Source organism: Peribacillus sp. QJM3NY_7 (genome assembly GCF_056173225.1).
The window spans coordinates 1,940,833-1,956,633 of the sequence record NZ_CM149663.1; the positions used below are offsets into that span (position 1 = coordinate 1,940,833).

At 38.1% G+C, this 15,801-nt stretch carries 13 protein-coding genes; 10 read left to right on the top strand and 3 right to left on the bottom strand.

Features of this window, described 5'->3' with window-relative positions; genetic code table 11:
- Positions 1 to 65: 65 nt before the first annotated feature.
- Positions 66 to 950, top strand: coding sequence for a DMT family transporter (locus AC0VX1_RS09435; RefSeq protein WP_475470894.1), 885 nt, complete (start codon positions 66 to 68; stop codon positions 948 to 950).
- A gap of 97 nt (positions 951 to 1,047) precedes the next feature.
- Here AC0VX1_RS09435 and AC0VX1_RS09440 read toward each other — a convergent pair whose 3' ends face one another.
- Positions 1,048 to 1,734 (bottom strand): ArsR/SmtB family transcription factor, encoded by a 687-nt coding sequence (locus AC0VX1_RS09440; RefSeq protein ID WP_475470896.1) that lies wholly within the window; start codon positions 1,732 to 1,734, stop codon positions 1,048 to 1,050.
- 496 nt (positions 1,735 to 2,230) lie between these two features.
- On the opposite strand from AC0VX1_RS09440, the gene AC0VX1_RS09445 reads away from it, so the two are divergent.
- The 3 genes from AC0VX1_RS09445 (at position 2,231) to AC0VX1_RS09455 (ending at position 6,549) form a co-directional block, all read left to right on the top strand.
- Positions 2,231 to 2,995, top strand: a complete 765-nt coding sequence (locus AC0VX1_RS09445; RefSeq protein ID WP_475470898.1) for a hypothetical protein — start codon at positions 2,231 to 2,233, stop codon at positions 2,993 to 2,995.
- Positions 2,996 to 3,612: 617 nt separating this feature from the next.
- Positions 3,613 to 5,025, top strand: coding sequence for a DHA2 family efflux MFS transporter permease subunit (locus AC0VX1_RS09450; RefSeq protein WP_369316512.1), 1,413 nt, complete (start codon positions 3,613 to 3,615; stop codon positions 5,023 to 5,025).
- A gap of 738 nt (positions 5,026 to 5,763) precedes the next feature.
- Positions 5,764 to 6,549, top strand: coding sequence for a hypothetical protein (locus AC0VX1_RS09455; RefSeq protein ID WP_475470900.1), 786 nt, complete (start codon positions 5,764 to 5,766; stop codon positions 6,547 to 6,549).
- Between the two features lie 484 nt (positions 6,550 to 7,033).
- Here the strand turns inward: AC0VX1_RS09455 and AC0VX1_RS09460 are convergent, their stop codons facing one another.
- The gene (locus tag AC0VX1_RS09460; RefSeq protein ID WP_413002034.1) at positions 7,034 to 8,569 is read right to left on the bottom strand and encodes an AbgT family transporter; all 1,536 of its coding nucleotides are present in this window, start codon (positions 8,567 to 8,569) and stop codon (positions 7,034 to 7,036) included.
- Positions 8,570 to 8,596: 27 nt separating this feature from the next.
- Positions 8,597 to 9,958 carry a M20/M25/M40 family metallo-hydrolase gene (locus AC0VX1_RS09465; protein ID WP_413002036.1) on the bottom strand — a complete coding sequence of 454 codons (1,362 nt, stop codon included), beginning with the start codon at positions 9,956 to 9,958 and terminating at the stop codon, positions 8,597 to 8,599.
- A 344-nt stretch (positions 9,959 to 10,302) separates the two neighbouring features.
- Between AC0VX1_RS09465 and madL the strand changes: the two genes are divergently transcribed.
- The 6 genes from madL to AC0VX1_RS09495 all read left to right on the top strand — a co-directional run bounded on the left by madL (position 10,303) and on the right by AC0VX1_RS09495 (position 15,790).
- Positions 10,303 to 10,713, top strand: a complete 411-nt coding sequence (gene madL / locus AC0VX1_RS09470) for a malonate transporter subunit MadL (protein ID WP_413002065.1) — start codon at positions 10,303 to 10,305, stop codon at positions 10,711 to 10,713.
- 24 nt (positions 10,714 to 10,737) lie between these two features.
- The gene (madM, locus tag AC0VX1_RS09475; protein ID WP_413002038.1) at positions 10,738 to 11,499 is read left to right on the top strand and encodes a malonate transporter subunit MadM; all 762 of its coding nucleotides are present in this window, start codon (positions 10,738 to 10,740) and stop codon (positions 11,497 to 11,499) included.
- A gap of 129 nt (positions 11,500 to 11,628) precedes the next feature.
- Positions 11,629 to 12,279: a GntR family transcriptional regulator gene (locus AC0VX1_RS09480; protein ID WP_475470902.1), complete on the top strand. Its 651-nt coding sequence runs from the start codon at positions 11,629 to 11,631 to the stop codon at positions 12,277 to 12,279.
- A gap of 29 nt (positions 12,280 to 12,308) precedes the next feature.
- Positions 12,309 to 13,238 carry an ACP S-malonyltransferase gene (locus AC0VX1_RS09485; protein ID WP_413002042.1) on the top strand — a complete coding sequence of 310 codons (930 nt, stop codon included), beginning with the start codon at positions 12,309 to 12,311 and terminating at the stop codon, positions 13,236 to 13,238.
- A gap of 17 nt (positions 13,239 to 13,255) precedes the next feature.
- Complete coding sequence (gene mdcA, locus AC0VX1_RS09490; protein ID WP_413002044.1) at positions 13,256 to 14,917, top strand: malonate decarboxylase subunit alpha; 1,662 nt, start codon at positions 13,256 to 13,258, stop codon at positions 14,915 to 14,917.
- A 15-nt stretch (positions 14,918 to 14,932) separates the two neighbouring features.
- Positions 14,933 to 15,790, top strand: a complete 858-nt coding sequence (locus AC0VX1_RS09495; protein ID WP_413002046.1) for a triphosphoribosyl-dephospho-CoA synthase — start codon at positions 14,933 to 14,935, stop codon at positions 15,788 to 15,790.
- Positions 15,791 to 15,801: the final 11 nt, after the last annotated feature.

Below are 15,801 nucleotides of genomic sequence, written 5' to 3' on the forward strand. Positions count from 1 at the left end.
AGCTGAATTAATCAACAGCTATACTATCTGTAGATGGTCATTTAAATATGTCAGGAGATAAAAAAATGAATGTTTACAAATTTACAGTGTTGATACTTTTAACGACATTTTTGATGGGTTCTTCTTTTGCAGTAGTTAAAATTGGTCTACCGTATTCATCCCCATTATTATTAGCAGCATTACGCTTCACACTTGCCGGACTCATAATGGCGATAATCGTAATCTTTTTAAAAAGACCGCACCCAAACTCTAAAGGGGATTGGATAAAAATGCTCATTATCGGCACTTTTCAAACAGCCGGAGTAATGGGGTGCATTTTCCTGAGTTTACGCACGATTACAGCAAGTGAATCCTCCATTCTTACATTCACGAACCCGTTGCTTGTTGTTGTTTTCGGTACAATCTTTTCACAAACACGCTATAAACTATATCAATGGATTGGTGTTTTATTAGGATTAGTCGGAGTAATTATAACGATGGGGGCGCAACTTGAATTTAAGGTTGGTATTCTTTTCGGCATTCTTTCTGCTGTTTTCTGGGCGATTTCCACTTTATTGGCGAAAAAGTGGGGGGCAATTTCCGATACATGGGTTTTATCTGCCTATCAGATGCTTTTTGGCGGTTTACTGCTTTTACTTGGCAGCTTTATTCTTGAAAAACCATTTTTCATACTGAATGGCAATTCGTTGTTCATTTTATTATGGTTAAGTATCATGTCATCGATCGTGCAATTTGCTGTTTGGTATTACCTTTTACAAAAGAGTGATTCAGGAAAAACAAGTGCCTTTTTATTTTTGGCACCTTTCTTCGGTGTATTATCAGGGTGGGCACTATTAGGTGAACAGATATACACTTCACTCTTGATTGGCGGACTGTTTATCATCATTGGCATCTATCTTGTAAATAGCAATTTTCAAAAGGAAAATAAATTCGTTAAAAGAGCTTTATAGTAATCGTATGGATTGATTCTTGCCGCTAAAGACAGAAATTCCCTCATGATGAAAAAGAAAAGGGCCCTTTTCTTTTTCATCGTGAGGGATTATTAAATTATACCTCTATACAAAAAACTTCTTTAAATCCTTCTTTCCCTTTAGGTGTGACTTTTACTGCGCGAATAGATGGAACACGGACTATCCAGCCTAAATCAAAAAAATGGGTAAGAAGCCCATTCCCTAAAGCTCCGCCTAGATGATGGTGACGTTCACTCCAGTCTAAACATGAGTGGGAAAATGAACGGCGTTTTCTTCTTAAATCAAGTAAATCGACGCCGAATTCTGAAAAAAAATGATCTCCTTTGGGTGTAACTGTAAACTCTCTCTCTTCTTTTTTCAAATATCCTGCTTTCAACATCGATTCAGTTAATTGGACGCCTAGTTTTCCTGCCAAATGATCATAGCAAGTTCTGGCTTCCTGAAGCATTTTGACCTGACTTGATTGTTTTAACGACCGAACTTCAGGAGGCGGGGAAATGGCAAGAAACGATTCCAAAATGTGAGCAATTTCTCCATTTGCTAGCTGATAATAGCGATGTCGTCCGTGTTTTTCAACTATAACAAGGTTTCCTTCCACTAACTTAGAAAGGTGAAAGCTGGCGGTTTGAGGTGATATTGCAGCCATCAATGCTAATTCACCTGCCGTATGAAAACGCCCGTCCAGCAGACTTGCAAGTATTGTTGCACGTGACGTTTCCCCAAGGAGGGAGGCTATCTCCACCATATTTGGATTTATACTCAAAATAGTTACCAACCTTTCTGCCGATGGATTAGTTAATAAGCTGAACGCCAATTAATCAGCATTAAAAATGAGTAAACTTATACTTCCATTATACAGTACCGCTGCCCTAGGATATTCGGTATATTCACGATTCCTGCTTTAATTAAATTTGAAAAAGAACCCTACAATAAAAGTGGATAGTGTTTATTTCGTATTTTTTTTAAACATTACATTTTGAGTCGTATCTACAAGGATTTTTTTGATAAAATGCACGTGATAAATTGGTTGCTTTTTTGGGGAGAGATTATGAAATCAGGAGAGGTTAAAAAGAAGACTGTAAAGAAGAAAAGACTGTATACCTTTGGATAAGCGTTTTTTACTGAAGTATATTCTTTGTAAACTAGGCATACATTTTTACATGTTCACTAATAGTAAACATTAATAATAGTCTTGGAATAAATACTGGTGAATAGTCCCTTTTGTGAATTTAGTAGTTAAATAGGAGGGAATGAAGCGTATGAAAATGTCAGACGTTGGATTTAAAGGTCAAGTTTTTGGATTTATAAAGTTCACACCTTTTGTGGAAAGTTTTTTGTCTGGAGATTTATATATGAATAATTTCAAAAAGTATATTGATATAGAAAGTGCTTCAGGAGAAAAAGGTGTAGGAGACAAATTTGAAGCAACACATGTTTTTACGGAATTAACCATGAATTTTTTTACTCAAGATACCAATGAATTAATAATGTCGGGGCGAACTAAAAAATTGAATTTCAGAAAAAATATAAATGAAAAAAGACCATTATATTGTATGTTTGCAATTATTGGCGATATGTTAAAAGTGGTTAACGAGGATGAAAACTATTACTATACCAAATTTGATTTACCTAATGAACAAATCGATAAAATGATCAGGGAGTTCGGAGATAGCTTAATTTTTGTTACCCCATCGCAATTTATTGACAGAATTACTAGAACACTCAATGAAAAAGGTTATGCTTACAGAGGGGGCTTGGTAAAATATGATGATTATAACATCAATTCCTCAGCTAGGATGAGCTCTTATAAAAACCAAGGGACAGATATTTATTTTTGGAAAGATAAATACTTTGAAAATCAATATGAATATCGCATAGTTCTCACAGATCAAGAAGTTGATGAAGCATTAATTGTGAACATAGGTGATATTTCAGACATTAGTACGATTTTTAATGCAAATGAATTTTTCAGTGATAAATTTGAAATAAGATTACGAAAGAAAGGAAATCTAAGCATCCATTAAATGGGGTGCTTTTTATATTTGTAGGATTAGGTGTGGGAATATCTGTAAATTCGGACTGCTTTTCATATCTTTAATTTTTAAACCATTTATGTTTTAAGTGACCGCCATTCAATAGAATCCAAAATACAGCAAAACTACCCTGAAAATGACGACTTTCTTCTAGGTTATTTATAAAAAACAAAAAAGTATCATTTGCTTTTAGATCATAGGGACCACGGTATCAAAACGTGGAAATATACTAAGCAAATATCGGCAACGTAATTACAATGGTGATTATTTGTTATAGCCAGTTAAGAGTGCTTTTTATGCAATAAAGGTCGATCACTTTATAAGAATGTTTTGATGTCTGCTGCAGCTATTTGATCCGCTCTTATAGGGGAGTGACTTTTGAAGGTACTTCCTTTCGTGTTTGGCTCAACAGCTACCCTTAGACTAGGCTAATACGCATCAATCGCAACCTGTTCTTCAAACGAAATCCCCTTTTAGTTGTAGGGGAAGTAATGATTTAATGCCGACTTTATTGCTTTCATTTTAACAGCAAATTACTGGAAATCTGATGTGAATTCGTGTAATCTACAAAAGTATGTTTTTTTCCAAATCGTAAAGGGGGACCATAATTGAGTTCAACAAATCGTAAACAGACAACAATTGTTGCTCTTTTGCTTGCGGGTACATTCATTGCGATCTTGAATCAAACTTTAATGATTACCGCCATTCCTCCTGTAATGGAGGAGATGAATGTTACGGCAAATAGTGCACAGTGGCTAACAACCGTTTTTATGCTGGTTAATGGGATCATGATCCCTGTTAGCGCGTTTTTACTGGAGCGCTTTACCACCAGACAGCTTTTCCTTTCCGCGATGGGGATATTTGCTATTGGTACATTGGTAGCGGGGCTGGCTCCTAATTTTGGAATGCTGCTGCTAGGAAGGATGATTCAGTCGAGCGGAGCAGGAATCATGCTCCCGTTAATGCAAACAGTCTTCCTAATGATTTTCCCTGTTCATAAACGGGGTGCAGCCATGGGACTGGTCGGTCTGGTCATTTCCTTCGCGCCGGCTATTGGGCCCGCTTTGTCGGGCTGGGTTACGGAGACCTACTCATGGAGGGTGTTATTCTTTATCATTCTTCCAATTGCTATTATTGATATCATAGTTGCGTTCTTCGCTTTAAAAAATGTAACAGAAGTTACACGGCCAAAAGTGGATGTGCTTTCAATTGTTTTATCTTCCGCAGGTTTCGGTGGATTATTGTATGGATTTACAGCTGCAGGTAATTATGGCTGGACAGACGAGAGTACAATCATATCCCTAGGCATTGGGACAATTTCACTTGTTTGGTTCATCAACAGGCAATTGCGACTGAAGCATCCAATGCTGGAGTTCCGTGTGTTCACGTATTCATTATTCCCGATTGCTATCATTATTGGAGCCATTACCTTTATGGGTCTGATCGGCGCAGAAACGCTCATCCCGCTATTTATGCAAAACATGCGAGGATTTACTGCGTTTGAAGCTGGATTAGCCATACTTCCTGGAGCACTTATTACCGGAATAATGTCACCGTTCATTGGACGTATTTTTGACCGGATTGGGGCCAGGTGGCTGGTTATTGGTGGATTACTCCTCATAACCGCTTCATCCTTTACTTTTATGGATGTTGGTCCTTCGACAAGTTTTACATTTATTATGGTAATGTACAGTATTCGGATGTTCGGATTAGCCATGGTTATGATGCCTGTTTCAACAGCCGCCTTAAACCAGCTGCCTAAACGTTTAATCGCCCATGGTGCAGCAATGGATAATACGATGAAAATGATTGCCGCATCTGTAGGTACGGCAATACTTGTTACTGTGATGACATCAGCTACCGAAAATGCTCAGCAGCGTCCCGAGATAGTCCATCCTGATATGTATGGCGCGCAAATCTCATTTATTGTCATCGCTGTACTTTCGTTAATTAGCTTCCTCATTTCTTTTAAAATAAAGGATCAAAAATCAGCAGGAAAAGAGTTCGGGGAGAAGAATTAAAGATTTTAATCCGAGTTTTTCAAACTAAATAATTAGAACTCCATTTTTTAACTTGTTATGAACATTTTCCAACGCCGCCCCTGGCGGCTTTCCCTCCCAGTCTCTATCATTCCTTTGTCGTGCCTACCTAAGGGATTCTAAAAAAGAGGGAGAACAAGTCATCCAGATGATTTGTTCTCCCTCTTTTTTCATTTTCTTAATTTAACCATTTTCGAAACTGGATCTTTTAAGTGCGCGCTAAAAATCACAAAAATCCCTCTGAATATGAAGATCTTCTTCTATATATACTCCCCAAACCACAAATGAATCGCATGGCGTCCTTTTTCAAAAACTTTCTCTAAATATATTTCTAAAGTGAAAAGCTGCACATGGCCAGACTCTTCATAATCTGATAGACATCCACTCCTTTTAAGTGAGGAATGATTGAAAAAGCATGCCTTAAGGTATGAGGACCTAAAAAAAGGCATGAGCCCAGTAGATTACCGGGTTCATGCCCTCAAGGCTGCCTAAGTAAATAAAGTGTCTAACTTTTTGGGTTCACTTCATTTGGCGGCCTTTTTTTAATGTGCGATTCTTAACCTTATCGTACCTTCAAATTCAACTAAAAAATACACTTCTTGAACTATCGGGGCAATTTTTTAGTTATATTGTTATCGATTAATTACTCCTAATAATAGTTTATTAAACTAAAAAAATGTAAAATTAGTGTAAGGATAGGTTGGGAGTGATTAGGGAAGAATGGAGAAGGAATTTAGGGACTTTTCAATTGAATTTAATAAGTTTAAAAACAAAAATCTATGGAGTGGTTGTTTTCATACAGACAGTAATTGCAGTCAAAGGATAATCAAAGCTCATTCAATACAAAATAACAAAATACTTAACAAAATTTCAGAAAATGGTAAAGTTCTAATGTTTGGTGCGGTTGGAGGGGATGAAATGACAAACTCACTTCAAGAGCAAGGTCGTAAAAAAGCCACTACTTTCACTGGATTTTGTGGTTATCACGATCATAGCATATTTAGACCAATTGAAGACTATGATTACACACCGGGAAATGCAGAGCAGGAGTTTTTATTTACTTATAGGGCAACTGCTAAAGAATATCATACGAAGAAATCTGTTACTAATATGTACAGGACCCTTTTAGATTTGCTAAATAAGGGCAGTTATACAGAAATAAGCAAAGTTTTCGAGGCGGAGCCACCATCAAAAGAGCACATAAGTTTTATTGGAGATATGTTTCTTGGAACAAGGTTAGGTTCGGAGGATGCAGAAAAAAGCTTAGAAAGATATCGTCAAAAATTAAAAACGGACTTAGATAATAGGTTTTTTGACGATATTATTACAAATGTAATTGTTCTTGAAGAAGAATATCACATTGCAGTTTCGTCTACGTTTTACTTAGAAGAGAGCTTAAACGGTACAAAAATAAATGATTTAGGGGATTTTAATATTTCTTTAGCACCTTTATTTCTAACCGTTTTTCCTCAAAACGGACGAAAGTTAATCCAAGAAAAAAAATAAAATAACGTAATAGCCGCAATGCCATCTCTTCACCTCTACATCGTATATACCCATCTACTTTAGCTGAAGAAGGTTAAATGAACAAGATTAAATGAACAAGATGATCTATCCAAATCAAAAGTTGTTACCAAATGATTAACAGTGAAGGATATAAAGAAGTTCCTTAAGGTGGTTAACAAATCTTCTGTAAAGTTCACTATTTTCTTGGGATGTATAGCAGCCAAACAAAACGATATAACCTGTCTAACTTTAAGGGGTCAGTTCAAATTCAGTTATCGACTTGCTGCCAAAGCGATCATGTAGCAGCAGCAGCAGGGTATAAAACAGATTGGTCCGTCTTTAACTTTCAATTTCTCATAAAAAAACCCTTCCATTCATTTTTCTATGGAAGGATACATCAAAGTATTCAAATAAACCAGGTATTTTTCTTAACTTGATGGCTATAGGAGGCGCGAATAGCTTCACCACTATTTCCAACTTTGACTTACTTTATATTCATTGTTACCCCTGGCCCGATAGGAATATCTAATAATAAAAATGCAATGAGCATAATAAGCCAAACAATCAAGAAAGCAATGGTGTAAGGCAGGATTAAAGACACATGTGTGCCTAACCCTGCTTTTTTATCATATTTCATTAAAAACCCTAACATAACGGCAACAAAAGGATTAAGAGGAGTAATCATGTTTGTCACAGAATCACCAATTCGATAACTTACCTGTATGAAAGCAGGGTGAATGTCTATTAACATAAACATAGGAATAAATATAGGGGCTAAAACTGACCAGAGAGCTGTACCACTCGTTATAAATAAACTTGAAATTACAGTTAGTAGAACCAACAAGACAATAGCTGGAATACCAACCAAATCAACTGATTTAAGCAACTCAGCACCGTTAACTGCCGTTAATAAGGATATGTTTGTCCATTGAAGATATGCTATAAATTGTGCAATAATAAAGACTAAGACAACAAATCCAGAGATGTCCTTTATTGCTTCAATCATGTAATTTACTGCATCTGTAGGACTATTAATTTTTTTTGCAGTAATCCCATAAGTTAAACCAATAATAATAAAGAAAAGAAAAATAAATGTGCTAATACCACTCATTAGGGGTGAATCTATGATACTTCCGTTTTCTCCTCTTAGTGGTGAGTCAGGTATAAAAAGGGCCAAGATAACGAGAGCAATGTATACAATAGCTGCGATAAGAGTATTTCTCAAGGCTTTGCTTATTAATAAACTTACCTTGGGATCTTTATCATTATCAAATGTAATTTTTTCATTTCCCTTATATGGTCCTAACCTTGGTTCGACAATTTTTTCAGTAACCAAGCCACCCACAATCGTAAGTACAAATACAGATATACTCATAAAATACCAATTATCAACAGGTTTTACTATCATATTGGGATCTATAGTTTGAGCAACTTCTGTTGATATTCCGGATAGCATTGCGTCAAATGCAGAAACAAATAAGTTTGCTGAAAAGCCACAACCAACTCCGGCTATCCCAGCGGCTAGCCCTGCAATAGGATTTCTACCAAAAAGCATAAATATCATTGCGGCTATTGGTGGAACAATGATATATGCTGCATCTGCTGTAATACTACCCATGATGCCAATAAATATGACAGCATATGAAATAATTGATTTAGGCGCTCGTATTATTGTCCTTTTAATAGCTGCGTCAAAAAAACCAACCTTCTCTGCTAATCCCACACCAAGAGTGAAGACTAACACCAATCCTAATGGTTTGAATTCAATAAAGTTACTAAACATGGAATCTATTATATAAAGTAATCCCTCACTGGATACCAAACTCTTTACCGCAAGATGTTCTCCTGTGCCAGGTTGTGTTACACTTGCTCCTAAAAAATGAAGTAACCAGGAAATAATCATGATGATGATAATTAGATATAGGAATAGCATGGCAGGATGAGGGAGTCGATTTCCTAAGCGTTCAATAGTGTTTAAAATTCTACCAGGTTTCGGATTTTCCGTAGTTATTTGCCCCATATACTAAACTTCCTTTCAAATATAAGTCTACCGTTTTTTTATATACTCACCGAGTTCATGAATTACATGGCAAGTGCAATTAACCCCATTTAAAAAATAATCGACTTGCATATTCTCATTAGGAGAATGATTTCTTTGATCAAAATTCGCATAAGGCATGATAATGGAAGGGACCCCCAAAATATTTGTCCATACATAATCAGGAAGTGAACCTCCAAGGCTTGGCTGAACAAGTGGCTTTTGTCGGTAAGCCTGATGGATAGCATTGGTTACAATTTCAACTATATGAAGATCTGCAGGAGTTCTTGACGGTTCCATAGACCCTAAATACTCTACCTTAATGTTAGGATCATGTTTTTGCACGTGTTGACATATTTTGTCGTAAATATACATAGGATCCTGATCAACTACGAGACGAATATCCATTTTTACTGAAGCTGTAGACGGAATGATCGTTTTTATCCCTTTTCCTGTATATCCACTTTCCATCCCGCAGATATTAAATGTTGGTTCCATGGTTAACTTATGATAGTACGTTTCCCCATCCATATTTAAATGTGAATAACCGATTTTGTTCCCAATGTCTTCAACATCAAAAGGTAACTGTTTAAGCAATTCTTTTTCTCGTTCAGAGGGTTCACGAATATGATCATAGAAACCTTCAATTAAAACACGTCCGTCTTTATTGCGCATTGTCTGTAATAACTCAATTAACTTCCAAGCTGGATTTGGTAGAATATTTCCTGTATTTCCTGAATGGTTATCCCATTCTGCTGCTTTTGCTGTTAATTCAAGTGAAAGCATACCTCTTACACCTAATAAAATAAGGGGAGAGCCACTATTATGTGAAGAACCGTCCGCTGTATAAACCAAATCTGCTTTCAAAAGTTCTTTGTGTTCTTTTACAAAAGAGGATAAATTGACACTGCCGATTTCCTCTTCTCCTTCAAATACAAATTTAATATTAATGGGCAATTCCCCTATGGTATCAATATATGTTTTAATACCAAGGAGTTGGGCCATAAGTTGTCCCTTGTTGTCTCCTGCTCCTCGGCAATAAATCCTTTTATCTCGTATAGTGGGTTCGAAAGGTGGAGATATCCAATCTTCAATTGGGTCAGGTGGCTGAACATCATAATGCCCATAAATAAGCAATGTAAATAGGTTTTTATCCTGTATCTTTTCACCGTAAACAACGGGATGTCCATCTGTCTCCATTAACCGAGTTACAATTCCCATATCTTCCATCATTTCCTTGAGTAATGCTGCACATTCAGTAATCCCTATATTTTGCGTGCTAATACTTTCTTGACGTAAAAGTGTAAACAATTGTTCTAAATAATTTTCCTTTTGATCAAATATTACTTGTTGAAACTTGTCTAAAGTCATACTAATTCACACCCTTTTTATTGATTGACAACTCAATTAGAATAAAGTCGACAGTATTCTAAAAATTTTAAACGTTGTTTTGTTGAAACACAATATTTTTTTTGAAATATTCAGATAAATTCTTCCTGAGTGATTGAGGAAGATGAATAATAATCAAAATATTACAAAAAATGTTTGCAAATACCAAAGGTATATTTTATGATATAAAAACGGTCGACAATAGACTATCTAAAAATGTAATTTGATTTTTAGTAAGCGCTATCATCTTTATGGCTGTTAAGTAACACATGCGAAATTAAAATGTATTCTACATTTTAAAAAAACAAGGGGGGATAACGGATTTGGTGATTTATGGGGTTGCTTTGTTGTCAGTTTGTACATTGGTAGGAATATTCTTAGGAGAACTATTAGGCAAGATTATCGGTATTGACGCTAATGTTGGAGGAATAGGTTTTGCAATCGTGCTGTTATTGTTAATAACAGACAATCTAAAGAAAAAAAACAAATTTCACATGAAATCTCAAGAAGGGTTAAAATTCTGGAGTGCCATGTACATTCCTATTGTTGTAGCCATGGCAGCACAGCAAAATGTAGTGAAGGCATTGGAGGGTGGACCGGTGGCTATATTCTCTGCACTTGCTGCCATTATACTATCTTATGCATTAGTTCCGATTCTAAGTAAGGGTAATAACCATAAGGAACCTCATGAAAATGAAGTGGAACTTGAATCAGAAGCTAAAGAAGCTCACTTTTAAAATATACAAGGGGTGAATGTGGTTATGATAGAAATAATAATGTCCGTTCTTGAAGAAAATGCTCTTTTGGCAGCTTTTGCGGTGGTAGGCATTACCGTTTATATTTCTTATACACTTTCGGATAAGCTCACTAGGGGAAGATTACACGGTTCAGCTATCGCTATTATAATTGGGTTAATTCTCGCATACATAGGAGGCATCCAAACAAATGGTGAGAAAGGTCTTGCGGATATTCCCATGTTCGCAGGCATTGGTGTGATGGGCGGTGCTATGCTTCGAGATTTTGCGATCGTCTCCACTGTATTTGGAGCGAGTTTAAGTGAAGTGAAACAAACAGGTGTACGTGGCTTCATTGGATTACTTATCGGAATTTTCCTTCAGTTTTTCAGTGGCGTTTTTGTGGCTTTATCATTTGGATACAGTGACCCGGTGGCTTTGACTACCATTGGAGCAGGAGCAGTAACCTATATTGTAGGTCCTGTAACAGGGGCGGCTGTCGGAGCTAGTTCGGATGTGATTGCATTAAGTATTGCCGCAGGAGTCCTTAAATCCATTTTAGTTATGACTACAACACCGTTTGCTGCCAAGTTTATTGGTCTTGATAATCCTAGAACTGCAATGATTTATGGAGGTGTGATGGGTACTGCAAGTGGTGTGGCAGCTGGTTTAGCAGCAACAGATGCTAAGTTAGTTCCTTATGGTGCAATGACATCTACATTTCATACGGGAATAGGCTGTATTTTATGCCCGTCTATACTCTTTTTAATTACAAAAGCTTTATTTTGATAATTAAAAAGGGCTCCTGATAAAAAAAGGGCATTTTCTCAAAATATTGAAATTTACTTAATGCATGTAGTATAATTCAATGAAAATCGGTTTAGTCGACAATATTCTAAATTTTGAGGGGGATGCTTCATGGGGGCGATTGACTTCACATATAATGCATTATCTAATTCAATAGCAGAACATATTACAAAACAAATTATTACTGGTGACCTGAAGCCAGGTGAAAAATTAGTGGAACACAGCTATGCTGAAGAATACGGTACGAGCAGAGCTCCGGTTCGTGAAGCGATTTATCTGCTTGCCACCGAAGGGCTCGTGGAAAGAATTCCGCGGAAAGGTGCGGTTGTAAAAGAATATACAGAAAATGAAATATACGACTTACTGGAAATACGGAACATGCTTGAAAATATGGCGATGGATCGGATTAAAGGGATCGGAACAGATTCAGGTTTGTTACAAGAAATGAATCAACTTCATGAAAAGATGAAAACAGTGGAGGATGTCCATGCTTATACGCAATTGAATCACTCTTTTCATATGTGCCTCATTAAGATGAGCAAAAGTGAAATCATTAAAGACATGTATTCACGACTAGGTTGGCCGCTATTAAGAGTTCAAAATTTATCCTTTACAAACAAAGGGAAAATCGAAAAATCGATTACTGAACATAAAATCATTATCGAGTTATTATCGAAACAAGATATGGAGGAATTATCAATAGTTTTGTTGAAACACAATAAAGACGTTATATCCAACATTCAAACAATGCTTCGTTCATAAGTTTTGCTAAATGGGAGGAGTTGAACATCGTGAAACTCGCTTTTTTGTTTCCTGGACAGGGTTCCCAAAAACCAGGTCTTCTTAATGATTTGCCGGCATGTAATGCAGTGGAAGATATGCTGGAAATAGCGAGTGAAAAGCTAAATGAAAGCGTTTTTAATTATCATTCTAAAGAAGCTCTTGCTTCGACAAAAGCAGTACAGATCTCTCTTTTGACTGCCGGAGTGGCTGCTTTTAAAGCATTTGAATCGGAAGGGGTGATACCGGACTTTGTTGCCGGACACTCCATAGGAGCGTTTAGCGCAGCAGTGGCGGCCGGTGTCATTGATTTTCAGGACGCAGTGAAAATAGTGGCGTTACGCGGAGAATTAATGGAGCAGGCATACCCGGAAGGATACGGCATGGGTGTAGTACTTGGACTTGATGCAAATAAACTTCAATCACTCATCAATCATCACTTCGATGAAAAATACCCGGTATTTATGGCGAATCAAAATGCGCCGGATCAAATAACGGTCTCAGGTGCTTTGTCCGGCATAGAAAAAGTCCTGGATGCTGCATGGAAGAATGATGCACGTTGTGCCTCATTGTTAAATGTCAGTACACCATCACATTGCCCACTTCTGGCATCAGTTTCAGATGTGCTCACCGAAGCCCTACATGATATACCGATTCATCGACCTATTATTCCATACGCAGGAAATCGAAGGGCACGGCTTTTGTTAAATCCGGTCGACATTCGACTGGATCTCGCTGAGAGTATTTCTTCTGCCGTTCAATGGCATGATGCTTCTACAGTTTTGTATGAAAAAGGGGTTAGACTATTTATCGAAATGCCTCCTGGAAATGTACTGTCACGTTTGGCGGCCAAAGCATTTCCGGAAGCTAGAGCTTTATCTGTAACAGAGAATGGGTTTGATGATTGTCTGTTTGTAGCAAAACGTGAACGATTGAAATGATGAAAGGGGATTGAATGATGGAAGCGACGAAACAGGTAGTCAATCAAAAAAGATCATGGACGACACGGTTTGAAGCAAAGAAGAAACGATTGGAGAGTGTCAAAGATCTTGTTAACGGACTAGTCATTCCTACTGATCACATTGTGGAAGCCATGGAGAAATTGATCAGGCCGGGTGATCGTGTTGTTCTAGAAGGAAATAATCAAAAGCAAGCTTCGTTTTTGTCAGAAACATTAGCACAGACTAACCCGAAAAATTTGTTTGATTTGCATATGATTATTCCTAGTATTTCAAGACCGGAACATCTCGACCTATTTGAACTAGGAATTGCGAAAAAAGTGGATTTTGCCTATGCGGGTCCGCAAAGTCTCCGTATGGCACAAATGCTTGAAGACGGCAAATTAACAATGGGTGAAATCCATACGTACATTGAGTTGTACGGGCGTCTTTTCGTTGACTTGATTCCATCTGTTACGTTGGTTGCTGCAGATAAAGCTGATCGTTACGGAAATTTGTACACAGGACCGAACACAGAAGAAACACCGACACTGGTTGAAGCAGCAGCATTTCGCGATGGCATTGTGATTGTTCAGGTAAATGAATTGACGGATGAGCTTCCGCGCGTCGATATCCCTGGCTCATGGGTCGACTTTATTGTCGTCGCTAAAGAGCCGTATGAATTGGAACCATTATTTACCCGCGATCCTCGCCATATTACCGATATTCAAATTTTGCAGGCCATGATGGTCATACGAGGAATTTATGAGAAGCATGGAGTGCAGTCATTGAATCACGGCATCGGGTACAATACAGCAGCAATTGAATTGTTACTGCCTACATATGCAGAATCGCTCGGTTTGAAGGGCAAGATTTGCAAACATTGGACATTGAACCCGCACCCAACACTCATTCCGGCTATTGAAAGCGGTTGGGTTGACAGCGTTCATTGTTTCGGCGGAGAAGTCGGTATGGAAAAATATGTTTCAGCACGCCGCGATGTTTTTTTCACCGGACGTGATGGCAGTTTACGCTCAAATCGGACACTCTCACAATTGGCTGGACAATATGCGGTAGATTTGTTTATCGGCTCGACTTTACAAATGGATCAAGACGGAAATTCTTCTACCGTAACACGTGGAAGGCTTGCTGGCTATGGTGGTGCTCCAAATATGGGGCATGACCCAGGTGGACGCCGTCATTCAACACCTGCTTGGTTAAATATGATGACGTCAGAGGATCCGCTAGCTCGTGGGAAAAAATTAGTTGTGCAAGTGGTCGAAACATTCCAATCAGGGAATAAGCCTGTTTTCGTCGAGTCGCTTGATGCGGTGAACGTGAAAAAGGATACTGGACTTGCGATAGCGCCGGTTATGATTTATGGAGATGATGTCACGCACGTTGTAACAGAAGAAGGCATTGCTTATTTGTATAAAACGGACAGCATAGAGAAACGGAGAGAGGCGCTTGCAGCAGTGGCGGGTGTTACACCGGTTGGACTAAAACATAATTCCAAAAAGACAGATGAGCTACGTCGTGAAGGACTAATTGCGCTTCCAGAAGATTTACAGATTCGCCGGACAGATGCAAAGAGATCGCTTCTAGCTGCGAAAAGTGTGGAGGAGATTGTCGAGTGGTCAGACGGATTGTATGAGCCGCCGGCGAAATTCAGAAGCTGGTAAACAGGGAGGGACGAAATGAACAACGAAAAGCAGTTTTTTAGTCAATACGCTGCCAGGGCAGCCGTCCTATCTTTAATAGAAGAAGTGGAGCTTACACCGAAACCGGGTCTTGTCGACAGCGCCAATACTGGTTCTCATAGTGATTTAACCATTCATTTAATGAGAAAATCAGCCGAATCCTTAAAAGACACTTTTACTGAAATGGCAAGTGTCAGTTATGGTATCAGCCCTTCCCAAACCTTGCGTGAAGAAATTGCAGAAATTGGTCGCAAAGGTGAAAAAATAATGTATGAAGTAACGGGAGGCATCAATACTCATAAAGGTGCTATTTGGGCGCTAGGTCTCCTTGTTTCGGCCGCTGCAATGGGAAAAGGTTCTTATACAATCGGAAAAATTGTGACAAAGGCCGGTGAAACAGCACGTTTTCCGGACAGATATTGCCCAATTGTAAAAACAAATGGCGGGCGGGTTGCTATAAAATATGGTGTGAATGGAGCAAAAGGAGAAGCGCAACAGGATTTTCCGCATATTATGCGCTTTTCACTACCGATGTTAAAGAGGGTGCGATCACAAGGGAGGTCAGAAGGCGATGCTCAGTTGCATGCGCTTCTGGCATTAATCGCCCATTTAGATGATACATGTATTTTGCATAGAGGCGGAGCTGAAGCACTTTCATTTGCGAAAAATCAGGCAGCTTCCTTGTTAAATTCAGGAAACTTCAGCGAATTGGAAAACCTAAATGATGAGTTTACGAGACGCAATATTTCTCCAGGAGGAAGTGCGGATTTGCTGGCGGCTACGTTGTTTTTAGATAAAATTCAAGCAAATAAAGCGGTCAATGAATTCCGGAAAGAATATGAATATATACATTAAATGGGGGAGTT

Coding starts and splice junctions, on each gene's coding strand:
- AC0VX1_RS09435 (WP_475470894.1), top strand. CDS start 66: ATGAATGTTTACAAATTTACAGTGTTGATACTTTTAACGACATTTTTG.
- AC0VX1_RS09445 (WP_475470898.1), top strand. CDS start 2,231: ATGAAAATGTCAGACGTTGGATTTAAAGGTCAAGTTTTTGGATTTATA.
- AC0VX1_RS09455 (WP_475470900.1), top strand. CDS start 5,764: ATGGAGAAGGAATTTAGGGACTTTTCAATTGAATTTAATAAGTTTAAA.
- AC0VX1_RS09460 (WP_413002034.1), bottom strand. CDS start 8,569: ATGGGGCAAATAACTACGGAAAATCCGAAACCTGGTAGAATTTTAAAC.
- AC0VX1_RS09465 (WP_413002036.1), bottom strand. CDS start 9,958: ATGACTTTAGACAAGTTTCAACAAGTAATATTTGATCAAAAGGAAAAT.
- madM (WP_413002038.1), top strand. CDS start 10,738: ATGATAGAAATAATAATGTCCGTTCTTGAAGAAAATGCTCTTTTGGCA.
- AC0VX1_RS09480 (WP_475470902.1), top strand. CDS start 11,629: ATGGGGGCGATTGACTTCACATATAATGCATTATCTAATTCAATAGCA.
- mdcA (WP_413002044.1), top strand. CDS start 13,256: ATGGAAGCGACGAAACAGGTAGTCAATCAAAAAAGATCATGGACGACA.
- AC0VX1_RS09495 (WP_413002046.1), top strand. CDS start 14,933: ATGAACAACGAAAAGCAGTTTTTTAGTCAATACGCTGCCAGGGCAGCC.